General features: G+C 62.4%; 26 protein-coding genes, 2 tRNA genes and 1 other RNA gene. 15 read left to right on the top strand and 14 right to left on the bottom strand.

From position 1 onward, the window contains the following. Window positions 1–42 precede the first annotated feature (42 nt). The 3 genes from E3U23_RS11040 to E3U23_RS11030 all read right to left on the bottom strand — a co-directional run bounded on the left by E3U23_RS11040 (window position 43) and on the right by E3U23_RS11030 (window position 2,639). Window positions 43–1,089 (bottom strand): hypothetical protein, encoded by a 1,047-nt coding sequence (locus E3U23_RS11040; protein WP_279351316.1) that lies wholly within the window; start codon window positions 1,087–1,089, stop codon window positions 43–45. A 68-nt stretch (window positions 1,090–1,157) separates the two neighbouring features. Continuing rightward, a complete protein-coding gene (locus E3U23_RS11035; protein WP_279351315.1) occupies window positions 1,158–1,628 on the bottom strand; it encodes a hypothetical protein in 471 nt (156 codons plus the stop codon). A 36-nt stretch (window positions 1,629–1,664) separates the two neighbouring features. After that, window positions 1,665–2,639 (bottom strand): hypothetical protein, encoded by a 975-nt coding sequence (locus E3U23_RS11030; RefSeq protein WP_279351314.1) that lies wholly within the window; start codon window positions 2,637–2,639, stop codon window positions 1,665–1,667. Window positions 2,640–3,076: 437 nt separating this feature from the next. Between E3U23_RS11030 and nhaA the strand changes: the two genes are divergently transcribed. Beyond that, window positions 3,077–4,282, top strand: a complete 1,206-nt coding sequence (gene nhaA, locus E3U23_RS11025; protein WP_279351313.1) for a Na+/H+ antiporter NhaA — start codon at window positions 3,077–3,079, stop codon at window positions 4,280–4,282. A 52-nt stretch (window positions 4,283–4,334) separates the two neighbouring features. Here nhaA and E3U23_RS11020 read toward each other — a convergent pair. Next, a tRNA-Pro gene (locus E3U23_RS11020) sits at window positions 4,335–4,411 on the bottom strand. Window positions 4,412–4,530: 119 nt separating this feature from the next. Here E3U23_RS11020 and E3U23_RS11015 point away from each other — a divergent pair. The 4 genes from E3U23_RS11015 (at window position 4,531) to E3U23_RS11000 (ending at window position 9,278) form a co-directional block, all read left to right on the top strand. Next, on the top strand, window positions 4,531–5,457 hold the full coding sequence (locus tag E3U23_RS11015) for a thymidylate synthase (RefSeq protein ID WP_279351312.1): 927 nt from the start codon (window positions 4,531–4,533) through the stop codon (window positions 5,455–5,457). A 76-nt stretch (window positions 5,458–5,533) separates the two neighbouring features. Beyond that, window positions 5,534–6,850 (top strand): 3-methyl-2-oxobutanoate dehydrogenase (2-methylpropanoyl-transferring) subunit alpha, encoded by a 1,317-nt coding sequence (locus E3U23_RS11010; protein ID WP_279351311.1) that lies wholly within the window; start codon window positions 5,534–5,536, stop codon window positions 6,848–6,850. Continuing rightward, window positions 6,847–7,929, top strand: coding sequence for an alpha-ketoacid dehydrogenase subunit beta (locus E3U23_RS11005; protein WP_279351310.1), 1,083 nt, complete (start codon window positions 6,847–6,849; stop codon window positions 7,927–7,929). The genes E3U23_RS11010 and E3U23_RS11005 overlap by 4 nt, the downstream gene beginning before the upstream one ends. Then, window positions 7,926–9,278 (top strand): dihydrolipoamide acetyltransferase family protein, encoded by a 1,353-nt coding sequence (locus E3U23_RS11000; protein ID WP_279351309.1) that lies wholly within the window; start codon window positions 7,926–7,928, stop codon window positions 9,276–9,278. The genes E3U23_RS11005 and E3U23_RS11000 overlap by 4 nt, the downstream gene beginning before the upstream one ends. Here E3U23_RS11000 and E3U23_RS10995 read toward each other — a convergent pair. Beyond that, the gene (locus tag E3U23_RS10995) at window positions 9,262–9,384 is read right to left on the bottom strand and encodes a hypothetical protein (protein WP_279351308.1); all 123 of its coding nucleotides are present in this window, start codon (window positions 9,382–9,384) and stop codon (window positions 9,262–9,264) included. The two genes, E3U23_RS11000 and E3U23_RS10995, sit on opposite strands and share 17 nt — an antisense overlap. A gap of 179 nt (window positions 9,385–9,563) precedes the next feature. On the opposite strand from E3U23_RS10995, the gene E3U23_RS10990 reads away from it, so the two are divergent. Continuing rightward, window positions 9,564–9,640 (top strand) — tRNA-Asp (locus E3U23_RS10990). Window positions 9,641–9,673: 33 nt separating this feature from the next. Here E3U23_RS10990 and E3U23_RS10985 read toward each other — a convergent pair. From E3U23_RS10985 to E3U23_RS10960, 6 genes are all read right to left on the bottom strand, one after another. Beyond that, window positions 9,674–10,462, bottom strand: coding sequence for a DNA-formamidopyrimidine glycosylase family protein (locus E3U23_RS10985; protein ID WP_279351307.1), 789 nt, complete (start codon window positions 10,460–10,462; stop codon window positions 9,674–9,676). A gap of 34 nt (window positions 10,463–10,496) precedes the next feature. Continuing rightward, window positions 10,497–10,712, bottom strand: coding sequence for a DUF2842 domain-containing protein (locus E3U23_RS10980; protein WP_279351306.1), 216 nt, complete (start codon window positions 10,710–10,712; stop codon window positions 10,497–10,499). Beyond that, window positions 10,709–11,281: a 5-formyltetrahydrofolate cyclo-ligase gene (locus E3U23_RS10975; protein ID WP_279351305.1), complete on the bottom strand. Its 573-nt coding sequence runs from the start codon at window positions 11,279–11,281 to the stop codon at window positions 10,709–10,711. Before E3U23_RS10975 ends, E3U23_RS10980 begins: the two co-directional genes overlap by 4 nt. Before the next feature lie 139 nt (window positions 11,282–11,420). Beyond that, a non-coding RNA gene (gene ssrS, locus E3U23_RS10970) (6S RNA) lies at window positions 11,421–11,590 on the bottom strand. Between the two features lie 10 nt (window positions 11,591–11,600). Next, a complete protein-coding gene (locus E3U23_RS10965) occupies window positions 11,601–11,915 on the bottom strand; it encodes a cell division protein ZapA (RefSeq protein WP_279351304.1) in 315 nt (104 codons plus the stop codon). Continuing rightward, entirely contained in the window at window positions 11,912–12,118 is a 207-nt protein-coding gene (locus E3U23_RS10960; RefSeq protein ID WP_279351303.1) for a hypothetical protein, read from the bottom strand. The genes E3U23_RS10965 and E3U23_RS10960 overlap by 4 nt, the downstream gene beginning before the upstream one ends. Window positions 12,119–12,283: 165 nt before the next feature. On the opposite strand from E3U23_RS10960, the gene tkt reads away from it, so the two are divergent. The 4 genes from tkt (at window position 12,284) to E3U23_RS10940 (ending at window position 17,081) form a co-directional block, all read left to right on the top strand. Then, complete coding sequence (gene tkt / locus E3U23_RS10955) at window positions 12,284–14,275, top strand: transketolase (RefSeq protein ID WP_279351302.1); 1,992 nt, start codon at window positions 12,284–12,286, stop codon at window positions 14,273–14,275. A gap of 14 nt (window positions 14,276–14,289) precedes the next feature. Further along, window positions 14,290–15,297, top strand: coding sequence for a type I glyceraldehyde-3-phosphate dehydrogenase (gene gap / locus E3U23_RS10950; RefSeq protein WP_279351301.1), 1,008 nt, complete (start codon window positions 14,290–14,292; stop codon window positions 15,295–15,297). A gap of 129 nt (window positions 15,298–15,426) precedes the next feature. After that, window positions 15,427–16,626, top strand: coding sequence for a phosphoglycerate kinase (locus E3U23_RS10945; RefSeq protein WP_279351300.1), 1,200 nt, complete (start codon window positions 15,427–15,429; stop codon window positions 16,624–16,626). Continuing rightward, window positions 16,623–17,081 (top strand): PaaI family thioesterase, encoded by a 459-nt coding sequence (locus E3U23_RS10940; protein WP_279351299.1) that lies wholly within the window; start codon window positions 16,623–16,625, stop codon window positions 17,079–17,081. The genes E3U23_RS10945 and E3U23_RS10940 overlap by 4 nt, the downstream gene beginning before the upstream one ends. Here the strand turns inward: E3U23_RS10940 and E3U23_RS10935 are convergent. After that, entirely contained in the window at window positions 17,065–18,354 is a 1,290-nt protein-coding gene (locus tag E3U23_RS10935) for an MFS transporter (protein WP_279351298.1), read from the bottom strand. The two genes, E3U23_RS10940 and E3U23_RS10935, sit on opposite strands and share 17 nt — an antisense overlap. A gap of 74 nt (window positions 18,355–18,428) precedes the next feature. Between E3U23_RS10935 and E3U23_RS10930 the strand changes: the two genes are divergently transcribed. Next, the gene (locus tag E3U23_RS10930) at window positions 18,429–19,328 is read left to right on the top strand and encodes a fructose bisphosphate aldolase (protein WP_279351297.1); all 900 of its coding nucleotides are present in this window, start codon (window positions 18,429–18,431) and stop codon (window positions 19,326–19,328) included. Between the two features lie 4 nt (window positions 19,329–19,332). On the opposite strand, the gene E3U23_RS10925 is transcribed toward E3U23_RS10930, so the two are convergent. Next, window positions 19,333–19,710 carry a hypothetical protein gene (locus E3U23_RS10925; RefSeq protein ID WP_279351296.1) on the bottom strand — a complete coding sequence of 126 codons (378 nt, stop codon included), beginning with the start codon at window positions 19,708–19,710 and terminating at the stop codon, window positions 19,333–19,335. 79 nt (window positions 19,711–19,789) lie between these two features. Between E3U23_RS10925 and thiE the strand changes: the two genes are divergently transcribed. The 3 genes from thiE to E3U23_RS10910 are packed head-to-tail and all read left to right on the top strand — an operon-like array spanning window position 19,790 to window position 22,454. Next, window positions 19,790–20,419: a thiamine phosphate synthase gene (gene thiE, locus E3U23_RS10920; RefSeq protein WP_279351295.1), complete on the top strand. Its 630-nt coding sequence runs from the start codon at window positions 19,790–19,792 to the stop codon at window positions 20,417–20,419. A gap of 50 nt (window positions 20,420–20,469) precedes the next feature. Then, window positions 20,470–21,738: a L,D-transpeptidase family protein gene (locus E3U23_RS10915; RefSeq protein ID WP_279351294.1), complete on the top strand. Its 1,269-nt coding sequence runs from the start codon at window positions 20,470–20,472 to the stop codon at window positions 21,736–21,738. A 17-nt stretch (window positions 21,739–21,755) separates the two neighbouring features. Beyond that, a complete protein-coding gene (locus tag E3U23_RS10910; RefSeq protein WP_279351293.1) occupies window positions 21,756–22,454 on the top strand; it encodes a M23 family metallopeptidase in 699 nt (232 codons plus the stop codon). On the opposite strand, the gene E3U23_RS10905 is transcribed toward E3U23_RS10910, so the two are convergent. Further along, entirely contained in the window at window positions 22,451–22,816 is a 366-nt protein-coding gene (locus tag E3U23_RS10905; RefSeq protein WP_279351292.1) for an elongation factor P, read from the bottom strand. The two genes, E3U23_RS10910 and E3U23_RS10905, sit on opposite strands and share 4 nt — an antisense overlap. A 141-nt stretch (window positions 22,817–22,957) precedes the next feature. On the opposite strand from E3U23_RS10905, the gene efp reads away from it, so the two are divergent. After that, window positions 22,958–23,521 carry an elongation factor P gene (gene efp / locus E3U23_RS10900; RefSeq protein WP_279351291.1) on the top strand — a complete coding sequence of 188 codons (564 nt, stop codon included), beginning with the start codon at window positions 22,958–22,960 and terminating at the stop codon, window positions 23,519–23,521. Window positions 23,522–23,526: the final 5 nt, after the last annotated feature.

The raw sequence follows: 23,526 nt of genomic DNA, 5'->3' as shown, positions 1-23,526 counted from the left end.
CGCTCGTAGAAGGTTCCGCCCGATAGCCATGGGTAGCCGAAATCAGTCGATGACGGCCTGAAAGATGAGCGTACGCGTTTCGCCGCCGGCGATGTTGGCGAGCGTGCCGGAAACCCGCGTGCCCGAGAATGAACCCGTGTCCGTGGCGCCCGCAACATCGCAACTTGTGCTGTTGGTGCGCACCGGGAAGTTCGTTGCGGTGTAGGTCAGGCCGGCGGGCACATCGTCGACGACGTTGACGCCGGCGGCTGTCGCACTGCCGGCGGCGTTCGTGACAGAAATGCAGTACTGCACGATGGCGCCGGGAATGGCCTTGGGATTGTTGGTCCCGCTGACAGGGTCCTGGACAACCGAGCTTGTTTTCAGGACGGTCAACGCCGCAGCCGAGACGATATAGTCGTCGGCGGCGGAGAACCGACCATCATACTGCGCGTCGGTGCGTCCTGCGCCGTCGGCGAGCACGGTATCGACCGTATTGGCCGTGTTGTTCGCGGAGGTGGTGAGCAGGGCGCCTTGGCTGCCTGCCGTGCCGCCGGCATGGGCGGTCGCCGTCAGGACGACCGATGCGACATCGCCGGAAACCTGGTTCAGCGGAACGTTCGATACGACGAAGACCGTCCGGCTCTGATCGGGAGCGAGTTCATCGATATAGCTGACCGGCGTTTCGTCTGCCCAATCGCCATCATTGTCGGTATCGATGTAGATCGTTTCTCCTGTCGTATTGAAATTGTCCGTGCCGCCGAACGCGCCGGGACCGCCTGCCTGTTGGGCGACCGAAAGGGCGAAGTCCGCCGTATCGTTCGACAGGTTGGTGACGCGAAACGTCGTGACCTGCTGCGTCGCGCCGGGCGACACGACGGTCTGCGTTCCGCCGACTTCTGCCACGGTCAGATTGATCTTGCGGTCGACGACGAACTGGTCGGTCGCTTGCTGATCGTTCTGTGCGACGCCGCCAACCGAGTACGAGACGGTGACGGTGTTCTGAATGGTCGTTCCGGCCCCGGTTCCGTCGGCGAATGCCGGGGTCGCGCCGAGTGCGGCAAGCGTGACGATGCTCGCCGCGCCCAGCAGCTTGCTGGTGCGTATCATTTCCTCGAACCTTCTATTGGTCTGATCGCAGCTTTCGCGCCCGCGACCGGTGGCGCTTTCCTCCGTTTTTAGCGGACGATACCGAAGTAGGTGAGAGTGCCGGTTTCACCCGGAGCGACGCGTTCCAGCGTCCAGCGGATGTGGGTCACGTCGGTGAGCTCGGCGGCTCGGTATTCACCTGTCGTTTCTTTGATTTGCAGCTCTGCGAGTGTGCCGAAGGTCTGCCCCTGATCGACCGACACCACAAACGCATCTTCGTTCTTGGCGAGGGCGACAGCCTCGGGAAGCGGGTTGGTTACGACGAAATTTTCTGCGGCAGTGCTTCCGCGATTATCGTAACCGGTCGTGAAACGAAGCCGGTCCCCGGGAACCACGCCGACCGGCGGCAAGTAGTCGACCTTCGTTTGCCCGCCTTCGCTCTTGGTGCGTTCGACCTCGACTTCGCTATCCAGCTGGATGCGATCCTGTGCGGCAGCGACGGGCGCAAAACCGAAGCCGGTAATGGCAAGAGCGAGACCGAGGATGTAACGACTATTCATGATGTTCTCACGCAATTACAAAAACACAGAGAAGGGTCAGTTGACAACGACGTCGAACGAGACGGCGTAGCTGTTGCCAGAGGTGACGGTGCCGAGATTGACGGAGACGCCGTTACTGCCGACCGAGCCGGCATCCCCGTCGGCGCCATCCGTCAAGGATGCTCCACCAAAAGTTAGTGTGCCGGGGCTGTAGGTCGTGAAATCGGGGATCCGATCGTTGATGGTGAAGGCGTCGAACGAGCCGGTCCCTGTGACATTCGCAACGATGGTGAAGGTAACGGTTGCTCCGGGAACCACTTCGTTTCCGCCGAACGGATCGGAGACGACGGCGCTTTTCGAAAGCGTCACCGCCGCGACCGCAGCGGTGAGCTGACCATCGGCATCGTCATCGGCACTGGTCGCACCGACGATGGCGTCGCTGCCGCCTTCACCCTGGCCGGGGAAGGCTGTGCCTGGCTGCCCGGTACCGGTTGCCGCTTGGACGAGCAGATTGACGCTCGCTGTTTGGCCATCGTTGACGCCTGCCGGTGTGTCGACAAGGATAAAGACGGTCAATGTGTCGTCGGCGTTTAGAACAGGCGTGCGATTGTCCGCCCCGAGAAGTAGGTCGACGCCCTCGTCATAAATCCCGTTGCCGTTCGTGTCGTAGGCGATTCCCGTAACGGTTGGGTCGAAATCGTTACCGGTTCGTGCAGGGTCGGCGGTAAGAATGAAAGCTTCGGGTCCGTTACCCGTATTGGTCAGCTCATAGGTCAGAACGGCCGACCCGCTTCCGATCGACACCGCGCTACCGTCCTGCGACGTGACCGTTACGTCGAGTAGCTCTTCGACCATCACCTCCACGGTGTTGGACGACACCGTACGTTCGACGCCGCTGTCATCGTACGTGGCGGAAGCCGTGTTCTCGATAATCGAACCGGCGGGCACGCCGCCGGCAAGCGCAGGAGTCGCTGCGACTATCGCGATGAAAGGCAGTAAACGGAGCGAACTTGAGAGGCGGCGTTTTGTCATGCCCTCAAGGTGCACGAAAATTGTAAATGACTGGTTAGGGTCTACGTGAATTTACGGAACCGTCTGATCGAGAAGCTTTTTCGGTGGCGGACCGGGAACCTGTTCCGAAATTAATAACCAACTTGCACGCGAATCAGGCGAAGATGAGCAAGGTTTTCTGAGGATTAAACTCTTTGATCGAGTTCCTTGCAAAGATGTTAGGAAGTCAGCCTCGGCGAGGTGTCGCCGTGCGAATTTGCTAAGATCGTCATAGGTATCTCTGCGTATAAAATTCGGCAAACCGAAATGTGCGAAAGTTCGTTAATCCCATCGCGGTTCATGAAATTCGATTTCGAAATTTGTACGCCTGCGATGGTTGCGGCAAATCGTTAGCGCAGTATTCACTCACCGCTTGAGAGCTTCGGCGAGTTAGCCGGGGCATAAACCCGAAGGACCGCATGAGCCCCATCAAGAGACTTGTTCCCGCCCCTGTCCGCGATGCGCTGCGCGAGTTCGTGAAGATCGAGGCGGCGGGCGGCATCCTGCTGATGGCGGCGGCTGTGGCCGCTTTGGTGGTGGCGAACTCGCCGTTTGCCGATGGATATTTTGCTGCAAAGGCCAGTTATATCGGGCCGCTCACCCTGTCGTACTGGATCAATGACGGGCTGATGGCGCTGTTCTTCCTGCTGGTGGGGCTCGAGATCAAGCGCGAGTTTCTGGAAGGCCAGCTCTCTACCGCGGCCTCGCGTATCCTTCCCGCGCTCGCGGCCGGCGGCGGCGTTGCGGTTCCGGCAATCGTGTTCATGCTGGTGGCGGGCAGCGATCCGGAACTGGCGCGCGGCTGGGCCATCCCTGCAGCGACGGACATCGCCTTCGCGCTAGGCATCCTGGCGCTCTTGGGCAGCCGTGCCCCGCTTTCCTTGAAGGTGCTGCTGACGGCCATTGCGGTGATCGACGATCTGGTGGCCGTGGCGATCATCGCGATCTTCTACACGGCGGACCTTGCCCTGCTGCCGCTCGGCATCGGCGTGGCGGGCGTGGTGGTGCTGGTCACGCTCAACCTGATGGGCATTCGCAATCTTTGGATCTACGCGGCAATCGGCCTTGGCGTATGGGTCGCGGTGCTGCTGTCGGGCGTCCACGCGACGCTGGCAGGCGTCGCCGTGGCGCTGACGATACCGCTGGCGAATGCGAAGCGTTTGGGTGAGGGCGAGGCTGAGCATTCCTCGCCGCTGCATCGCCTTGAGCATGGGCTGCACCCGTGGATCGCGTTCGGCGTGATCCCGCTGTTCGGGTTCTTCAATGCAGGTGTGGCGCTCGGCGGGATGAGTCCCGCCGCGCTGGTCTCGCCGCTTCCTTTAGGCATCGCGCTCGGCTTGGTAGTCGGGAAGCAGATCGGCATTTTTGGGGCAATCTACGCCGCGGTGAAGGGCGGCCTCGCGCCGCTGCCGGAGAATGCGAACTGGATGCACATTTACGGCCTGTCGCTGCTGTGCGGCATCGGTTTCACCATGAGCCTGTTCATCGGCGGCCTTGCCTTTCCCGATCCCGCCACGCTCGATCTGGTGCGCGTCGGCGTGCTCGCCGGCTCGGTGGTCGCGGCAATCGCCGGCTACCTCGTCCTGCGCTTCGCCAAATTGACGCCAGACACGACCGCGATCTGACGCTTCGGGGGGAAGCGCCGATCGCCGTGATGACGGATATGCGTAAAAGTATTGGTCGGGGAGAGAGGATTCGAACCTCCGGCCCCTGCCTCCCGAAGACAGTGCTCTACCAGGCTGAGCTACTCCCCGACCGGATCGGCCCGCTGCTTGAAAACAAGCCTGCGGGTGCGAGGCAGGGGCGGCCTATAGGTGTGGATTGCTATACGTGCAAGCGGGCATTTCGTGGCAAAGCGGGATAAGGGGCGGGCGTGGCGACAGAGCATTACGAACAGCAATATCTCGACCTTATGCGGCGCATCTGGAACGAGGGCGACGAGCGGGTGGACCGCACCGGCATCGGCACGCGCTCCGTGTTCGGGACGACTCTGCGGTTCGATCTGGCTGACGGCGCGATGCCGCTGATCACCACCAAGCGGGTCTATTGGAAAACCGCGACGCGCGAGCTTTTGTGGTTCCTTACCGGCGAGACGAACATTCGCCCGCTCGTGTTGCAGGGTGTAAAGATCTGGAACGAATGGCCCCATGCGCGCTACGTAAAGGAAACCGGGGACGACATTGCGCTCGACGCCTTCGTTCAGCGGATCGCGGAAGATGCCGAATTCGCAGTGCGCTGGGGCGATCTCGGGCCCGTCTATGGCAAGCAATGGGTCGACTGGCCCACCTATCGCTATCGCGCGGACGGGCTGTACGAGCCGGGCGAGGGAATCAATCAGGTCGCCGAGGTAGTGGAAAGCCTGCGCGCCAATCCCGGCAGCCGGCGGCATATCGTCGAGGGCTGGAACGTCGCCGAGCTCGACCGGATGGCGCTTCCGCCGTGCCACAAGACCTATCAGTTCCATGTCGCGAACGGGCGGTTGAACGGACTGCTTTACCAACGCAGCTGCGATGTCGCGCTCGGCCTACCGTTCAACCTATGGTCGGCGGCGCTGCTGGTGCGGATGATGGCCCATCAGACCAATTTAGAACCGGGTGAACTGGTATGGATGGGGGGCGATACGCACCTCTATCTCAACCATGCCGATCTTATCGCCGAGCAGCTTTCGCGGGAACCGGTAGGACAGCCAAGACTTGAAATCCTGCGGCGTCCACCGTCGATCTTCGACTATGCGATTGAGGATTTTGCGGTTCACGACTACGCGCCGCACGGGCCGCTCAAGGCGCCGGTAGCGGTGTGACGGACGCCGCTTGACCGCGACGGTCACGTGAAATAAAATAACGCGCAAACGTAAGATTGCGTCTGGAGAGAGAGTTATGGCCGACAGGCCCGAAGGACGAGGGCAGGCGGGCGATAATCGACCCTCCCTGTCGCTCCATGTGCCCGAACCGAAGTTCCGCCCTGGCGATACGGTCGATTTCTCCCATATCGCGGTGCCGGAAGCGGGCTCGCAGCCACGGCCGGACGAAGCCTGCGATCCGAAGGAGATGCACGATCTCGCTTTCGGGCTTGTGCGCGTTCTTGGCGATGACAACCAGGCGCACGGCGCGTGGGACCCTAAGCTCGATCCCGAAACGCTGCGCACCATGCTCGGCCATATGGCCATGACCCGCGCTTTCGACGAGCGGATGTTCCGCGGCCAACGGCAGGGTAAGACCAGCTTCTACATGAAATGCACCGGCGAGGAGGCGACCAGCGTCGCCGCCTCGATGGCGCTGGCGGGCGACGACATGGTGTTTCCCAGCTATCGCCAGCAGGGCATCCTTATCCAGCGCGGCTATCCCCTGATCGAGATGATCAACCAGATCTACTCGAACAAGGGCGACAAGCTGAAAGGCCGCCAGCTGCCGATCATGTATTCGAGCCGCGAACACAGCTTCTTCTCGATCAGCGGTAATCTCGCCACGCAGACGCCGCAGGCTGTAGGCTGGTCGATGGCGAGCGCGATCAAGGGCGACAGCCGGATCGCCGCCACCTGGGTAGGCGAGGGCAGCACGGCGGAGGGCGACTTCCATTCCGCCTGCACCTTTGCAACGGTTTATAATGCACCGGTTATCCTCAACGTTATCAACAACCAGTGGGCAATCTCCAGCTTCAGCGGATTCGCTGGCGCCGAGCGTACAACTTTTGCGGCCCGCGCACTTGGTTACGGCCTTGCCGGTCTGCGGGTCGACGGCAACGATCCGCTCGCCTGCTATGCCGCGGAACAGTGGGCCGCGAACCGCGCCCGCGCCAATGCCGGGCCGACGCTGATCGAGTTCTTCACCTATCGCGCCGAGGGGCATTCCACTTCCGACGATCCCAGCGGCTATCGCAGTGCGACCGAACGCGAGGAATGGCCGCTCGGCGATCCCGTGATGCGCCTGAAGCGCCACCTCATCGAACTCGGCGAATGGGACGAGGAGCGACAGGAGAAAATGGATCTCGAAGCTGCCGAACATGTGAAGAAGGTCACCAAGGAGGCGGAGGCCAACGGCATCCTCGGACACGGCCTGCACCATCCCTTCCGCACCATGTTCGAGGATGTGTTCGAAGAACTGCCCTGGCATCTCAAGGAACAGGCCGAGCAGGCGATCCACGAACGCAAGACCAAGTTTCCCGAAGGCCTGCCGAACGAGGGGAAGGGCGCATGAGCGACACCCAGACCAAACCCGGCCCCGCCAAGTCGAAGGGCGTGGATGAAAACGGCGAGCGCCGCCTCAACATGATCGAGGCGATCAACGAGGCGCTGGATGTCTCGATGGCGCGCGACGACGATATAGTCGTCATGGGCGAGGATGTGGGTTATTTCGGCGGTGTTTTCCGCTGCACGGCCGGTTTGCAGGACAAATACGGCAAGTCCCGCGTATTTGATACGCCGATCTCCGAATGCGGCATCATCGGCATCGCCGTCGGGATGGGGGCTTATGGACTTCGGCCCGTGCCGGAAATCCAGTTCGCCGATTATATCTATCCTGGCCTCGACCAGCTGATTAGCGAAGCGGCGCGTCTGCGCTACCGCTCGGCTGGCGAATACATAGCGCCGATGACCGTACGCAGCCCTTTCGGCGGCGGTATCTTCGGTGGGCAGACCCACAGCCAGAGCCCCGAGGCGATCTTCGCCCACGTTTCGGGCCTAAAAACCGTCATCCCAGCCACGCCCTACGATGCCAAGGGCCTCTTGATTAGCGCGATCGAAGATAACGATCCGGTTATCTTCTTCGAGCCCAAACGCATCTATAACGGCCCGTTCTCCGGGTATTACGACAAGCCGGTGCAGCCGTGGAAGAAATTCGAACAGAGCATCGTTCCCGAAGGCTACTACAAGATCCCGCTCGGCAAGGCGCGGCTCGCCACCGAGGGCGATCAGGTCACGATCCTCGCCTATGGGACAATGGTCCATGTGGTCGAGGCGGTGTGTAAGGAAAAGGGGATCGAGGCCGACGTGCTCGATCTTCGCACGATCGTCCCGCTCGATATCGAGGCGATCGAAGCATCGGTTAAGAAGACCGGTCGCTGCCTGATCGTCCACGAGGCAACGCGCACAGCGGGCTTCGGCGCCGAATTGTCGGCGCTCGTCACCGAACGCTGCTTCTATCATCTGGAAGCGCCCGTGGAACGCGTGACCGGCTTCGACACGCCCTATCCCCACAGCCTCGAATGGGCTTACTTCCCCGGCCCGATCCGCATCGGCGAAGCGCTGGACAAGAATTTGCAGGACCTCAAGCGATGACCAAATTCACCTTCAACATGCCCGATATCGGCGAAGGCATCGCCGAGGCGGAAATCGTGCAGTGGCACAAGAAAGTCGGCGACACCGTCCAGGAGGACGAGGAATTTGTCGACATGATGACCGACAAGGCCACCGTGCCGATGGAAAGCCCGGTCAACGGCAAGATCCTCGAGATTGCCGGCGAGGAGGGCGACATGGTCTCGATCGGATCGATGCTGGTCGTGATAGAAGTCGAAGGCGAAATCCCCGACGAGGTCGCTGAGGAAAACGACGCGGCGAACGAAGCTGCGCCCGGTCCGAAGGATGACGAGGTCGAAGAGCGGATCGAGGTGGAGAACCCCGATCCGAGCGATGCCGACGATGCGATAGCGGCTTCGAAGCAGGAAACCGCTCGCGCAGAGTCTGTCGAGGCACCGTCTTCCTCTTCGTCCAACACTTCGGAAGGGAAGGACAGCCCTCCGACAAGCTCAGTGCAGACTGACGCGAAGGTCCTTGCATCTCCCGCGGTGCGCCAGCGGGCGAGGGAACTCGGGCTCGATCTCGGCGAGGTGAAGCCGGCCGAGGGCGGGCGTATCCGCCACGGCGATCTCGACCAGTTCCTGTCCTATAATGCCCGCTTCACCGGCGCCGCTCCGCGCCGCGAGGACGAGCAAAAGAAGGTCATCGGAATGCGCCGCCGCATCGCCGAGAACATGGCCGCCTCCAAACGCAACATTCCGCATTTCTCTTATGTCGAGGAATGCGACGTCACCGATCTTGAAATCCTGCGCGCGCAGTTGAACGAGAACCGGGGCGACAAACCCAAGCTGACGATCCTGCCGCTGCTGATCAGCGCGATCTGCAAGACGCTGCCCGATTTTCCGATGATCAATGCCCGTTACGACGACGAGGCGGGCATCGTCACCCGGCATGGCGCTGTGAACATGGGCATGGCGGCGCAGACCGATGCCGGCCTGATGGTGCCGGTAATTAGGAACGCTCAGGCCATGAACCCCTGGCAGCTTGCTCGCGAAATTTCGCGGCTGGCTGACGATGCGCGGAACGGCACCGCGAAAAAGGAAGACATGGAAGGCGGCACGCTGACCGTGACCTCGCTCGGGCCGCTCGGCGGCGTGGCGACCACGCCGGTTATCAACCGTCCGGAAGTGGCGATCATCGGACCCAACCGCATCATCGAACGCCCCATGTTCGTAAGCGACGGCATGGGCGGCGAGCGGATCGAGAAGCGCAAGCTGATGAACATCTCGATCAGTTGCGATCACCGCGTGGTCGACGGCTGGGATGCGGCGAGTTTCGTACAGGCGCTCAAGTATCTTCTCGAAGCGCCGGCGCTTATCTTGGTAGACTGATCGCCTTTTCGTAGGCGGCATCCTGCATGGCGAGGGCGGAGCGCGCGATCATCGTGCCCGCCCCGAGCATGGCAAGCGAGATCGTCAGCAATGTCAGTCTCATCATCGGCGAACCTCCCGTTTCCCGCACGGAAATTGGGGGAGCGAATGTTCGCGCTTTTCCTTTCGGTTCGGTTAATTTTCGCTGTTTGTCGGTTCGGGCGAAAAAGCCGCCATATCGCCATTGACAGGAATCGGAGCGCCGCCTAGACGCGCGGCTCCCAAGAGGCGCTGACGCGCGAATGCGCGGGTGTAGCTCAGTTGGTTAGAGTATCGGCCTGTCACGCCGAGGGTCGCGGGTTCAAGTCCCGTCACTCGCGCCACTTGGGACCTTACGCTTTAGATTGGCGACCGCATCACGATTGATGCGTGTCGCAGTGGTAGGCGGAGCGACCGCCGACTTTGGTGCGCCGGATCGTCCCGCCGCAGCCGCGCCTTGGACAGCCGCCGCCTTCGTCGCGCTTGCGGATCAACCACGTATCGGGAAGTTTCGCATAGTCCGCTTCCACATCGACGCCTTTCTTCAGCAACTCGCGCATCGTGTCGAAAGTGTCTTCGAGTTCGTCGTCGCTCAATTCGTTCGCCCGCCTCTCCGGCCCAACGCCTATGCGAAACAGGATTTCGTCGGACCATAGGTTACCGATTCCGGCGAGTTTATCCTGACTCATCAGCGCCGACTTGATCGCGCCGCGCGTACTGCCGACGACCTTACAGAAGGCATCTTTTGCAATATCCAGCGCATCGGGGCCGAAGCCCTGCTCCCCGATATAGGCACCAGGATCGTCGATCACGCGGACATGCCCGAGCTTGCGCGGACAGCGGAAGGCAAGGCGGCGGTCGCCTTCGAACGTGATGAGGAGTTTGGTATGGTCCGGCGTATCGTCCGGCGCGTCGAACGGGATCAGCCAACCGGTCATGCCCAGATGCACGGTGATCCATGGACCGCTCTTGGAACCGGCGAACACGTTCTTCCCGTGCCGCCACGTCTCGGTGAACTGGCGGCCCTTCAGCCGGCCAAGCTCGTTACTGCCGGGCAGTTCGATATAGCTGACATCGTCGCCCAGTTCCGCCTTTTCTATCGTGCGGTTGAGGCATTCACGCTCCAGCGTCAGGCGCTGCGCTTCGTTTTCTGGAAGTTCCGGCATGGCAGAGAAACGGCAGCGCGAAGGCTGGGGTTCCTCAACGCCAGCTACCGGTCTCCATCCACTTCAGAAAACCGCCAAGCGGCAGGAGCCAGATCAGGCCAAGGACGAGATAGACCGCGGCTTGCGCCAGGCCTGGCCAGGTCCCGATTAGATTAGGCACATATCGCGCCACGACGATCCCATATGCCAGCAGGGCGACCAGCATCAGGAACAGCCCGACCGGAATGCGCCATGTCGGTTCGGTCCTCATTCAAAAGGCCCGTAGATGCGGGTAGGCGTGACGATAGCGTCCATGGGATGATCGTGCGCCTTGATCGGCAGATTGTCCACCAATTGGCAATCCCAGCCTAGCCCGATTGCGCGCGCTTCCGGATTGGAGGCGAACCACCGGTCGTAATGCCCGCCGCCCTGGCCGAGCCGGTGGCCGTTCTCGGTAAAGCCGAGCAGAGGCACGAAAAGGACATCCGGCATCAAGGCGTCTGCCTCACCTTGCGGTTGCAGTATTCCGAATGGTCCGATTTCGAGATCGGTCTCGTCGAACGGATCGGCGAAGGCGGCGAATTCCATCGCGGCGTTGCGCGAGGCGAAGCGGGGAAGGGCGAGGACGTAGCCGTGTTCCCGGAAGAATTTCGCGTAAGCCGCTGCGGGCGCTTCGGTCGGACCAGCGCGATAAAGACCGATGGTTGCGCCTTCCGGTACCAATTCGAGCAAGGTCGCCGGAGGACGGTGAAATACCAATGCGCGCATGGCGTCGGGCAGCGCGGCGACATGGTCGCGGCGTTTCTGCCTGAGCTGTTTTCTGAGCGCTGCTTTGTCCATCGTATAGTGAAATCCATTTCCGGACCGAAAGGCCGTTAGGGCGACCGCCCGCCTGCAGCGATGCGACCGCAAGGTCGCGTGAGCGAGGTCAGCCAAGCGAGCGCACGCGAGCGCCGAAGCTCGAGGCCAATAAAGAAGTGGCGGAACCACCATGGGTCGTTGCCTTGAAATCCGCCGACGCCAAGTACGTCAGGTGGGGGCCGTATGCCCCGGTTCTCGGGACGAACCCGATCCCCAGAGCAGGGACAGCTCCCGTGGATTGCTTATAGCCTCAGGGATATTCTGTCGGCTCGTGCCGGGCAGTCCCGCCATGTTCTATCTAGGCGCGCTGGCCCGCCGCCTCAAGAGCATCCGCCGTCTTTTCGAGCGCATCGGCGATCCGCTCCAACCGCTGCGTCATGGCGCTATCATCCGCCGCTGCCGGTTTCGCGCTTCGTTTCGCTTCGTCCAGCTCGTCGGCGAGGAAAATGGCGGCAAACAGCAGGTTCTTGCCTTCGTTGGCCGAGGCGGCCGCGCCGAGCGAGGCGACCTTCTCGTCCACCTGGGCGGCGAGACCGCGTAGTCGATCCTCTTCGCCATCGGCGCAGGCCACGGTGTAATACCGCCCTCCGACTTTCAGTCGGACGTCGCTCATCGTTCCATCTCCGCGATCAGCGCGTCGAGTTCCGACAGGCTGCCGCCAACCGCGGCGCGCAGGTCCTCGTGTCGCTGCCGTAGGTCGGCGAGTTCCGCCCCACCGGACTTAGCGCCGCTCGCAAGCAGGGCAGTCTGTGTCTCGATTCGGGCCAGGGCGCTATCGATCCTGGCGAAGGCGGTATCTGTCCGGCTCTCGCTCATGGCCGCCGGTTACCAAGTTCGATACGGAACGCAAAGAGTTGGCGGCGATGTTTCCGCAATCGTCGCAAGTGAGGTACGTATGCGGGGCGGGTTGACCTCGCATCGGCCCTCCGCAATGGCTTCGCCCGCGTCGAATCGCCTCAATTCCAACCGGAGACATCCCGCATGAGCCTCGATCCCGCCCGCCTTTCTTCGATGGCGAATGCCGTCCGGGCGCTCAGCATGGATGCGGTACAGGCGGCGAATTCAGGACATCCCGGAATGCCCATGGGCATGGCCGATGCGGCGACGATCCTGTGGACCGAATATCTGAAGCACGATCCGGCCGCCCCGACGTGGGCCGACCGCGATCGCTTCGTGCTGTCTGCCGGGCACGGTTCGATGCTGATTTATAGCCTGCTCCACTTATCCGGCTATGCGAAGCCGACGATGGACGACATCCGCAATTTTCGCTCGCTCGGCAGCGTGTGTGCGGGCCATCCCGAGAATTTCCTGATCGAGGGCGTGGAGTGCACTACAGGTCCGCTCGGGCAAGGGTTGGCGATGGCGGTGGGCATGGCGATCGCCGAACGGCATTTGAATGCAACATTCGGCGACGGTCTGGTCAATCACCGCACCTGGGTTGTCGCGGGCGACGGATGCCTGATGGAAGGCATCAACCACGAGGCGATCGGCCTGGCCGGCCACTTGAAGCTCGGCCGGATGAACGTGTTGTGGGACGATAACAACATCACCATCGATGGGTCGACCGATCTCTCGACCAGCGAGGACATCAAGGCGCGGTACGAGGCGACCGGTTGGCACGTGGTAAGCTGCAACGGCCACGATTTCGACGACATCCGCCGCGCGCTCGACGAGGCGGTGGCGAGCGAGCGACCGTCGTTGATCGCCTGCAAGACGGTGATCGGCAAGGGCGCGCCCAATAAGCAGGGCACCAGCGCTACGCACGGCGCGCCTCTCGGCGACGATGAAATCTTGGCGGCGCGCGAACAGCTTGGCTGGAATGCGAAGCCCTTCGAGATACCGGAAGACGTCGCATCCGACTGGCACGAAAGTGCAAGCCGCGGAGCACAGGCCCGGCGCGAATGGCAGGACCGCGCATTGAACGATGGCCAGCGCGATGAATTCGAGCGGCGCATGGCGGGCGATTTGCCGGACGCTTTCAGTCTCGACGATTACATCGCCGACTTGATCGCCGAACCCCAGAAGGTCGCCACCCGCAAGGCGAGCGAAATGGCGCTAGGCCAAATCAATGGGCAGCTCACCGAAACCATTGGCGGTAGCGCCGATCTGACCGGGTCGAACAACACCAAGGCGGGCGGCATCGCGGCGCTGACGGCGGACGATTACTCGGGCCGCTACGTCTATTACGGCATCCGCGAATTCGGGATGGCCGCAGCGATGAACGGCTTGGCGCTGCATGGCGGCGTTATCCCCTATGGCGGCACCTTCCTCGTCTTCACCGACTATTGCCGCGGCGCGATCCGCTTGTCTGCGCTGCAGCAGGCGCGCGTGATTTACGTGATGACGCATGACAGCATCGGGCTGGGCGAAGACGGACCGACCCACCAGCCGATCGAGCATGTGCAGAGCCTTCGCATGATGCCGAACCTCCTCGTCATGCGCCCGGCGGATGCGGTGGAAACGGCGGAATGCTGGGACATCGCGCTGCGCCAGAAGGACCGGCCGACCGTTCTCGCGCTGACCCGCCAGAACCTGCCGCAGGTCCGCACCGACGACCATGCGAAGGGCTCGAGCGAGAAGGGTGCATATCGCCTGAAAGCGGCGGAGGCGGAGCGCAAGGTGATCCTTATCGCCACCGGTTCCGAAGTCCACGTCGCACTCGAATGCGCCGCACGGTTGGAGCAGGACGGCATTGGCGCGGACGTCGTCTCTATGGTCTGCACCGAACTGTTCGACGAGCAGGATGCGGCCTACAAGGAAGAGCTACTCCCCAACGTCGCGCCAGAGACCGTACTGCGCGTCAGCATCGAGGCGGGCACTACTTTCGGTTGGGAGCGCTATACCATGGCGAACGGCCTCAATATCGGGATCGACCGGTTCGGCGCTTCGGCCCCGGCGGGCGACCTGTTCGAGAAATTCGGCTTCACGGCGGACGCGATCGTTCCGCAAATCATGAACAAACTGAACGGCTAAGCAGGAGCTTTATCATGGCGACCAAGGTTGCAATCAACGGTTTCGGACGTATCGGCCGCCTCGTGGCGCGCGCACTGCTGGAAAGGGACGACCACGATCTCGAGCTTATCGCGATCAACGACCTGGCCGACACCGAAGCCAACGCCATCCTGTTCCAGTACGACAGCACGCATGGCCGCTTCCCCGGCACGGTGGAAACCGGCGACAACGAACTGATTGTCAACGGCAAGACCATCAAGGTCACGTCCGAGCGCGAACCGGGCAAGCTGCCGCACAAGGACATGGGCATCGACATCGTGCTGGAATGCACCGGCTTCTTCCAGTCGGACGAGGCGGCCCGCCCGCATCTCGAAGCCGGGGCCAAGCGCGTGCTGATCTCCGCCCCCGCGACCGGCGTTTCCAAGACCATCGTGTTCGGCGTCAATCAGGATACGCTGACGGCCGAAGACGATATCGTCTCCAATGCCAGCTGCACGACCAACTGCCTCGCGCCGATCGCCAAGGTCTGCCACGACACGGTCGGAATCGAACGCGGTTTCATGACCACGATCCACTCCTACACCAACGATCAGCGCATGCTCGACCAGATGCACAAGGACATGCGCCGGGCGCGCGGCGGGGCGCAGAACATGATTCCCACCACCACCGGCGCGGCCCGCGCGGTCGGTCTGGTGCTGCCCGAACTGAAGGGCAAGCTCGATGGATCGAGCGTGCGCGTGCCAACGCCCAATGTCAGCCTGGTCGACCTGACCTTCGTGCCGGGCCGCGACACCAGCGCCGACGAATTGAACGATGCGCTGAAGGCTGCATCGGAAGGGGCAATGAAGGGCGTACTCGCTTTCACCGACCAGCCGCTGGTTTCGAGCGACTTCAACCATTATCCGGCCAGCTCGACGGTCGACAGCCTCGAGACCGCCGTGCTCGAAGGCAAGCTTGCCCGCGTGGTGAGCTGGTACGATAACGAGTGGGGTTTTTCCAACCGCATGATCGACACGACCGGCGTCATGGCGAGGCTGCTTTAACGAGCAGCCGTTCGCCCTGAGCTTATCGGGAGCGAAGCCGACCGCGGGTCAACGGCTGTACTTACTTTCAGCGCCGCGCTCGAAGTGAAGAACGATCCTTCGACAGGCTCAGGATGAACGGAATTCAGAATGCCGAATTTCAAAACCCTCGACGATCTCGGCGATATCGCCGGCAAGGTCGCGCTTGTGCGGGTGGATCTCAATCTACCGATGCAGGGAGGGCGCGCCTCCGATGTTACGCGGGTCGAGGCGGTCAAGCCGACCATCCTCGAACTGGCGGACAAGGGCGCGAAGATCTTGCTGTTCGCGCATTTCGGGAGGCCGAAGGGGCAGCGCAACTCGACGATGTCGACCAGCTACGTGCAGGACGATGTGGAGGACGTGCTCGGTAAAGAGGTCATGTACATCTCCGAGGTCAGCGGCCCGGTGGTCGAACAATCGATCGGCATCCTGCGCAATGGCGATATTGGCCTGCTCGACAATGTCCGGTTCTGGCCGGGCGAAGAAGCGAACGATCCCGAATTCGCCAAGGCCATTGCCGCGCACGGCGATTTCTACGTCAACGACGCCTTTTCCGCCGCGCACCGCGCCCATGCCAGCACGGAAGGACTGGCGCGCCTTCTGCCCGCTTATGCCGGGCGCGCGATGGAAATCGAACTGAAAGCGCTCGACGCGGCGCTCGGCAATCCGGAGCAACCGGTCGCGGCCGTAGTCGGCGGGGCGAAGGTTTCCACCAAGCTCGACGTGCTGGAAAACCTCGTCGGCAAGGTACAGCACCTCATCATCGGTGGCGGCATGGCCAACACCTTCCTTGCCGCACGCGGGGTCGATGTCGGCAAGTCGCTGTGCGAGCACGACCTGACGGATACCGCCAACCGCATCATGGACAGCGCCGATCATGCGGGCTGCACGGTGCATCTGCCCTATGATGTCATCGTGGCGAAGGAATTTGCAGCCAATCCGCCGAGCGTGCGCACCTGCAACGTGCACGAAGTCGCCGAGGACGAGATGATCCTCGATGTCGGCCCGCAAGCTGTCGAAGCCCTCGGCGATGTGCTCAAGACCTGCCGCACGTTGGTGTGGAACGGACCGCTGGGCGCATTCGAGATCGAACCCTTCGATACGGCGACCGTTGCGCTGGCGAAGACGGCGGCTGCGCTTACCGAAGGCGGTTCGCTTACCAGCGTCGCGGGCGGCGGCGATACCGTCGCAGCGCTCGCCCATGCGGGCGTGAAAGACGATTTTACCTTCGTTTCGACCGCGGGCGGGGCCTTTCTCGAATGGATGGAAGGCAAGGATCTTCCTGGCGTCGCGGCGCTGACGGCGTGAGCGAGAACGAAGCGGTCGGGTCGAGTGGCGGGCTACAGCCGGTCACCGAAGGCGAATGGGCCGGATGGTCGACGTGGAAAAGCGACGCTTTCGAGCAGCGCGCGGGCCCGTTTTACGAGAAGGTCGACGAAAACGGCGATCGTATCTCCGCCTTTCGCGCCGAACCTCGCCATATGAACGGCGCGGGTTTCATGCATGGCGGCTGTCTGATGACGTTCGCCGACAGCGCGATCTTCACCATTGCAGGCGATGCGCTAGGCTCTTCGCACGGAGTGACGATGAACCTCTCCGCCGACTTCCTCGATGCGGCCGAAACCGGTCAGATGATGGTGGCGCGCGGCGAAGTTACCCGGGCGGGCGGTAAGACGATCTACGTTCGCGGCATAATTTCGGCAGATGACAAGCCGGTGCTGAGCTTCACCGGCATCATCCGCAAGATTACGCGTCGCTCCTGAGCTGGCGCCACAGCAGTACGATCGCTACCGCCACCATCAGCGCTATGCCGACGGCGAAGCCGACCGCAGTCGTCTTCAGGCTGAAGAATTGCTGCACCACGCCCGCCAGCAGGATCGGCAAAGCAAGCGCACTGTAGGCGATCATGAAGAACAGCGTGACGGCTTCGGTCTCGTTCTCTTCGTCTGATTCCCGTTTGATCGCGTTTAGCCCGGATTGCAACGCGATGCCGTTGCCCGTACCGGCAATCAGCGCCCCGCTCGCGAGCAAGGCGAGAGACACCACGGCAAGCCCCGTGCCAAGCGTGCATGCACCAACGAGAAGCACGACCGCGCCGATGAGCGGGGCGTAGCGTTCGGGAAGTACGGTCGCCGCGATATTGCCGAAGATCGTCGCCGCGAAGGCCAGCGAGGAGACAATTCCGATCGTAAGGGCGCTGGTGAAGCCCAGTTCCTCGCTGGCGAAGGATGGGACGAAGGCACCGAAGAAACCGCCCACCGAGAACGCGGCGAAAGCGGCTATGGCGGAGGGAATGAATACTCCGCGCGCCTCACCGGGGATCTGGGGGAGCGAGTAGTCGATTTCCGAGTCCGTATCGTTGGCGAGGGTTTTCGCTGACAGCATCAAGGCTCCGAAAGCGACTACGATCAGGGCCAGATGGACTAGAAACGGTGTATGCAGCGGGCGGGGGGTCAGTTCGGCAACGAATCCGGCGAAGATCGACCCTACGGCCAAACCGCCCACATTGGCGCAGGCCGCCAACAAGGCCCCGCCTTCCGAGTACTTCTCGTCCAGTTGGTCGATCACGGCGAGTGAGCCGATCGCGACGAACACGCCCACGCCGGCACCCGACAGGAACCGCCCCAGCAGGAGCAGCGGCAACCCGCTCGCGAAATAGAAGGCGATGTCGGCGAGCAAAATGGAGGCAAGCGCCGCGCCGAGCAGGGCCTTGCGGCCGTATTTGCGCGACAGCGATCCCCCCACCCACATCATGCCGAGCGCGCCGGCGACATAAATCGCGAACACCAGGGTCGTGGTGAAGGAGCTGAGGATCTCGCGTTCGACATAGGTCGGGAACAGCGGCGTCAGCTGCGTCGCGCCGGAAAGTGCGACGAACAGCACGAAGGCGAGCGCCGCGGCGCCGAGCCATCCGCCTTTCCCGCGAAGCTCGCTGGTATCCTGATCGGCGATATGTGGTCTCCAAGGATACAATACGGGAAAATCCGGATTGCCAATCAGGTTACGTCTCACAACGAGATAAGTTCGCGCGGCCATGTTGCGATTGCACAAAGCGGTCTCTACAGCCCGCGCATACGAATGCACCATCAATGCACACGAGGTAGTTTTTCATGAACTTCGACGAAATGACGGCGCAGATGCGCGACGGACAGGGCTTTATCGCGGCACTCGACCAGTCGGGCGGATCGACACCCAAGGCGCTACAGGCTTACGGCGTGGACGACAGCGAATGGGACGGCGAGGACGAGATGTTCGCCAAGATTCACGAAATGCGCTGCCGCATCGTGGATTCGCCCAGCTTCACCAGTGGCAAGGTGATCGGTGCGATCCTGTTCGAAAAAACCATGGAAGGCTGCAATTCGGAAGGCTCGCCCATACCCGAACTGCTCAGCCGCCGCGGCGTGGTGCCGTTCCTCAAAGTAGACAAGGGCATGCACGATACGGCGAACGGCGTGCAGCTCATGAAGGACATGCCCGGCCTGAACGAGCAATGCGCGCGCGCCAAGTCGCTCGGCGTGTTTGGCACCAAGATGCGCTCGGTCATTCACGAAGCGGACGAGCAGGGCATCAAGGAGAATATCCGGCAGCAGATGGATTTCGGCTTGCAGATCCTCGACGCAGGGCTTTGTCCGATCCTTGAGCCGGAAGTCAGCCTGAAAAGCGAGAGCCGTGCGCAGGCCGAGGCGTTGCTGCTGTCTGCCGCACTCGATCAGATGGAGCGTGTGCCCGAAGGCAAGCAGGTAATGTGGAAGCTCACCATTCCAAGCGAGCCGAACCTTTACAAGCCGTTGATCGACCATCCGCAGGTGCTGCGCGTGGTGGCGCTTTCGGGCGGTTACAGCCGCGAGGAAGCCTGCCGCGAGCTGGCGAAGAACGACGGCATGATCGCGAGCTTCAGCCGCGCCTTGCTCGAAGTGCTCCAAGCGAAGATGGACGACCAGCAGTTTGATCAAGCGCTCGGCAATGCGATCGACGAAATCGCCTGCGCCAGTGTGGAGCAGGCCGCCTGAGGCGTCACTCCATCGTATCGGGTGCGAACGTATAGGTAACGCGAAGCGGGGTAGGCTCCGCTTCGTCGTCGCCCTCAGTATTGGCAGGGGCTGGCGGTGTCGCGCTTGCGAGCGTCAGCATCCCGCCCTTGACCCGCATCGTGCCGCCGAGTTCGAGATCGGCAGCCTGCGCCGTGCCGCCATTACGGAAGGTCGCCGCGACGACGAGCCTGCCCGCCTGGATGCACATGACGTCGGGCGGGCAGCGGCTGTCTTCGATTACGGCATTGGGCGTAACGGAAACATCCGTGCCAAACGCCTGTGCTTCACCCAAAGCGACTTCCCCGCCAAGCGGCGCGGCGGCGATAAGGGGGAGAGCGAACAAGGCAAGCGTGCGTTTCATGTCCGCAAACGTCTGCTATTTTCGATGAACGCCGCCCGAACGCTTGGCCACCTGCCCGGGAGGGGTTAGAGGCCGCGCGATGACCCAGCCCGCCTGCCAGCTTTACCTGATTTCGCCGCTCCAAGTCGGCGGCGCTTTTCCCGAACGCCTCGCCCGTGCGATCGATGCTGCGCCCGGCCTCGTCACAGCGTTCCAGTTCCGCGTGAAGGACGTCGACCAGCACGAAGCTGCCACCCTGGCCGAGCCGTTGCTCGAAATTTGCCGGACGCGCGACGTCGCCTTCATCGTGAACGATTCGATTGCACTCGCGAAAAGGCTCGGCGCGGACGGCGTCCATCTCGGCCAACGCGACGGAGACCCGCGGGAAGCGCGCGACGAACTCGGCCGTGATGCGCAGATCGGGGTAACCTGTCACGCTTCGCGCCACTTGGCGATCGAAGCTGGCGAGGCAGGCGCGGATTACGTCGCCTTCGGTGCCTTCTACCCTAGCGAAACGAAAGCGAGCGAGCATCGCCCCGAACTCGAACTGCTCGAATGGTGGCACGAAATGGTCGAGATACCCTGCGTGGCGATAGGCGGGATCACGCCCGCGAACTGTCGCCCGCTGGTCGAGGCCGGTGCCGATTTCCTTGCCGTGTCCGGCGCAATCTGGTCGGGCGACGAAACCGAGGCGGTGAAGGCGTTCGCGGAGCAAATGTCCGCTTCGTAAGTTATCTTTTCCGAACGGGGCCAGTCGCGCTCCGGGTTCGGGAGATTTCAATGCGCACATTCCTCGTTGCTGCCGCTTCGTCGCTGGCTCTCGCCGCCTGCGGATTGCAGGGCAAGGACAATGAAACCGCGCAGGACGATACGGGCGCGCAGGCATCGTCCAACGATTACGGCTACGACACCTACAGCGGCGACAATCTTGCCGACACCATGGCGTCGAACGACGATGCCGCGGGCAAGGGCGATGCGATGGCCGGAGCCGACGATGCGATCCCCGATCCAGAGGACCGGCCCATCATGCAGGCACAGGTCGTGCTCGACCGGGAAGGCTTCGGCCCGGGCGTGATCGATGGCAAAATGGGCATGAGCACCGAAAACGCGCTCAATGGTTTCCAGACCGCCAACAATCTCGAAGTGACCGGCGAACTGGACGAGGCCACCAAACAGGCGCTTGCGGAATGGGAGCAGATCCCGGCGACCCGCGTGGTCACCGTCCCGCCGAATTGGGGCAGCCCGACCTACTACAAAACGCCGGACGATGCCGAGGACCAGGCGAAGATGCAGCGACTGGGCTACAGTTCGCTCGACGAGAAACTGGCCGAACGGTTTCATACCACCGTCGATGTGCTGAAGCAGCTCAATCCCAATGGCAGGCCGGCGGGCATGAAGGGTCCCGCGAGCGCATCGCCTAGTCCGACGCCGTCCGCCACGGCCAGCGGCTCGCCTTCGCCGACCCCTTCGGCAAGCGGCACGGGCTTCACACCGCAGCCGGGGCCGAAAAGCTATTTCCAGGCGGGGCAGCAGCTTCGCGTGCCGAATATCGGCGGCGACCGCATCGCGCCAGGCGCCGTCAAGGACCTTTCCTGGCAGCAGACGCTTGCCACGCTCGGCGTGGGTAGCGAGCAGCCCGAAGTCGATCGCATCGTTGTCAGCAAGGCGGGCAAGACTTTAAAGGCCTACCAAGGCGACACGCTGGTCGCGCTCTTCACCGTCAGCAGTGGTTCGAGCGAATTCCCCTTGCCGCTCGGTGAATGGGATATCGTCGGCATCGCACACAACCCAACCTATGCCTATAGTCCGGAAGTCCTCACAGGTGGCCAGAAATCGGGCGAAAGCTACGATCTGCCTCCGGGACCGAACGGGCCGGTGGGCGTGGTCTGGATCGATCTGAGCAAGGAACACTACGGTATTCACGGCACGCCCGATCCTTCGACCATCGGCCGCGCGCAGAGCCATGGCTGCGTCCGCCTGACCAATTGGGATGCCGCGCGGCTGGCCCAGATGGTATCGCAATCGACACAGGTGATTTTCGAAGCGTAACGGGATAGACTTCACCTATGCCGCTCATCGACCGCATCCTGACCATCGTCGTCACCGCCACGATCACCAGCCTGATCTGGATCGTCGCCGGCGGCTCGCTCATCGAGAATGCAACGGCCGATAGCCAGCGCGGCTCGACCCGCCCGGCCGATGCCTTGCCCAGCCCCTCGTCCAACGAGAGCGCACCCGGGGTCGCGGCCCGTTCGGATGCAGCGGTCAATTCCGGCGGGCTGGACGACGCAAGCGCTGCAGCGCCTTCAATGGCGGCTCCGAACGAACTCGTCGTTCCGGTGCTGAATGTCCGGCCCGATGATCTGACCGACACTTACAGCGATGCGCGCGGCAATGGCACGCGGCTGCACGAGGCGATCGACATCATGGCACCGACGGGTACCACCGTGCTTTCGGCTGCGCCCGGACGGGTGGAAAAACTGTTCCAGTCCAAAGCCGGCGGGAGGACGATCTATGTGCGCAGCAAGGACGGTGAGACGATCTACTACTATGCCCATCTCGACAAATATGCCGAAGGCCTGAAGGAAGGACAGCAGGTCCGCCGCGGTCAGCGGATCGGCACGGTGGGCAGCAGCGGCAATGCCTCGGAAGAAGCGCCGCACCTCCATTTCGCGATATTGCAGACGACTCCGGATGCGGAATGGTGGGAGCCGGCCAATGCCCTCAATCCCTTTCCGCTGCTTGCGGGAGAGAGCTCGAATTAGTCGGTGGCCGGCCCCGAGCGATTGCAGCGGAGCCGCCCAAGCTTGCCGTCGTCCTCGACAATTCGCAGCATGCCGGACGAGACCTGCATCATCTCCATGCCCCGCATCGGCCCACGCGTAAATCGCACGCGTTTCCCCTTCATCAGGTAAGTGCCCGACCCTTCGGCGGTGCGATAGCGCGAGGCGCGCAGGATCGCGAAGCTGCGTGAAGGTTGCGTAATCCAGGCACGACCGGCGGCGTTTCCGGGAAGGGCGCAGGTGTACTCGCCAGCGGGTAGCAAGACCAGGCGGCCCTGCGCCTGCGATGGCGCGGGCACCGCTGTTAAGGCGAGCGCCGCGGCTGATCCGATGGTGCGAAGCATTGTCCTGTCCTCCGCCGCCGCCATACCGGAGCGCGCCGCGATGCGCCACCCGCTTGCCCCGCGGGGCGCGGTTCTGTAAGGCGCGCGGCCAATGGCCTGACGCTTCGCCGGCGGGCGCTCTTTCCTATCGAAGGTAATCCCATGAAGATCAGCGGCGTGGACATCCGTCCCGGCAACATCATCGAGTATGAAAACGGCATCTGGAAGGTCGCCAAGATCCAGCATACCCAGCCGGGCAAGGGCGGCGCCTACATGCAGGTCGAGATGAAGAACCTGCAGGACGGTCGCAAGACGAACGTCCGCTTCCGCAGCGCCGACACGGTCGAAAAGGTGCGGCTCGACACCAAGGAATACCAGTTCCTCTACGAAGACGGCGACATGTTGGTGTTCATGGACACCGACACGTACGAACAGATCCATCTGCCGAGCGATCTTTTGGGCGATGCTCGTCCGTTCCTTCAGGACGGCATGCAGGTGCAGCTCGAACTGTGGGAGGAAAAGCCCATTTCGGTGGAACTGCCCGCGCAGATCGAGGCCGAGATCGTCGAGGCCGATGCGGTGGTGAAGGGGCAGACCGCCTCCTCTAGCTACAAGCCTGCCGTGCTCGACAACGGCGTGCGCATCATGGTGCCGCCGCATATCGAGAGCGGCACGCGGATCGTGGTCGATGTTTACGAGCAAAGCTACGTCGGTAAGGCGAGCTGAGACCC

The organism is Erythrobacter litoralis (genome assembly GCF_029760855.1).
Taxonomy (GTDB): Bacteria; Pseudomonadota; Alphaproteobacteria; order Sphingomonadales; family Sphingomonadaceae; genus Qipengyuania; species Qipengyuania litoralis_A.
The sequence above is the reverse complement of the archived record's forward strand: the minus strand, read 5'-3'. Positions and strand labels throughout refer to the sequence as shown.

Bases quoted from the DNA above. Each gene is read 5' to 3' on its own strand.
- E3U23_RS10935 (WP_279351298.1), bottom strand. From the start codon at position 18,354: ATGGCCGCGCGAACTTATCTCGTTGTGAGACGTAACCTGATTGGCAAT.
- E3U23_RS11010 (WP_279351311.1), top strand. From the start codon at position 5,534: ATGGCCGACAGGCCCGAAGGACGAGGGCAGGCGGGCGATAATCGACCC.
- E3U23_RS10905 (WP_279351292.1), bottom strand. From the start codon at position 22,816: ATGCTTCGCACCATCGGATCAGCCGCGGCGCTCGCCTTAACAGCGGTG.
- E3U23_RS10995 (WP_279351308.1), bottom strand. From the start codon at position 9,384: ATGATGAGACTGACATTGCTGACGATCTCGCTTGCCATGCTCGGGGCG.
- E3U23_RS10960 (WP_279351303.1), bottom strand. From the start codon at position 12,118: ATGAGCGAGAGCCGGACAGATACCGCCTTCGCCAGGATCGATAGCGCC.
- E3U23_RS10985 (WP_279351307.1), bottom strand. From the start codon at position 10,462: ATGCCGGAACTTCCAGAAAACGAAGCGCAGCGCCTGACGCTGGAGCGT.
- tkt (WP_279351302.1), top strand. From the start codon at position 12,284: ATGAGCCTCGATCCCGCCCGCCTTTCTTCGATGGCGAATGCCGTCCGG.
- nhaA (WP_279351313.1), top strand. From the start codon at position 3,077: ATGAGCCCCATCAAGAGACTTGTTCCCGCCCCTGTCCGCGATGCGCTG.
- E3U23_RS10980 (WP_279351306.1), bottom strand. From the start codon at position 10,712: ATGAGGACCGAACCGACATGGCGCATTCCGGTCGGGCTGTTCCTGATG.
- E3U23_RS10925 (WP_279351296.1), bottom strand. From the start codon at position 19,710: ATGAAACGCACGCTTGCCTTGTTCGCTCTCCCCCTTATCGCCGCCGCG.
- E3U23_RS10975 (WP_279351305.1), bottom strand. From the start codon at position 11,281: ATGGACAAAGCAGCGCTCAGAAAACAGCTCAGGCAGAAACGCCGCGAC.
- E3U23_RS10965 (WP_279351304.1), bottom strand. From the start codon at position 11,915: ATGAGCGACGTCCGACTGAAAGTCGGAGGGCGGTATTACACCGTGGCC.
- E3U23_RS11040 (WP_279351316.1), bottom strand. From the start codon at position 1,089: ATGATACGCACCAGCAAGCTGCTGGGCGCGGCGAGCATCGTCACGCTT.
- E3U23_RS10930 (WP_279351297.1), top strand. From the start codon at position 18,429: ATGAACTTCGACGAAATGACGGCGCAGATGCGCGACGGACAGGGCTTT.
- E3U23_RS11030 (WP_279351314.1), bottom strand. From the start codon at position 2,639: ATGACAAAACGCCGCCTCTCAAGTTCGCTCCGTTTACTGCCTTTCATC.
- E3U23_RS10915 (WP_279351294.1), top strand. From the start codon at position 20,470: ATGCGCACATTCCTCGTTGCTGCCGCTTCGTCGCTGGCTCTCGCCGCC.
- thiE (WP_279351295.1), top strand. From the start codon at position 19,790: ATGACCCAGCCCGCCTGCCAGCTTTACCTGATTTCGCCGCTCCAAGTC.
- E3U23_RS11005 (WP_279351310.1), top strand. From the start codon at position 6,847: ATGAGCGACACCCAGACCAAACCCGGCCCCGCCAAGTCGAAGGGCGTG.
- gap (WP_279351301.1), top strand. From the start codon at position 14,290: ATGGCGACCAAGGTTGCAATCAACGGTTTCGGACGTATCGGCCGCCTC.
- E3U23_RS10945 (WP_279351300.1), top strand. From the start codon at position 15,427: ATGCCGAATTTCAAAACCCTCGACGATCTCGGCGATATCGCCGGCAAG.
- E3U23_RS10910 (WP_279351293.1), top strand. From the start codon at position 21,756: ATGCCGCTCATCGACCGCATCCTGACCATCGTCGTCACCGCCACGATC.
- efp (WP_279351291.1), top strand. From the start codon at position 22,958: ATGAAGATCAGCGGCGTGGACATCCGTCCCGGCAACATCATCGAGTAT.
- E3U23_RS11000 (WP_279351309.1), top strand. From the start codon at position 7,926: ATGACCAAATTCACCTTCAACATGCCCGATATCGGCGAAGGCATCGCC.
- E3U23_RS11035 (WP_279351315.1), bottom strand. From the start codon at position 1,628: ATGAATAGTCGTTACATCCTCGGTCTCGCTCTTGCCATTACCGGCTTC.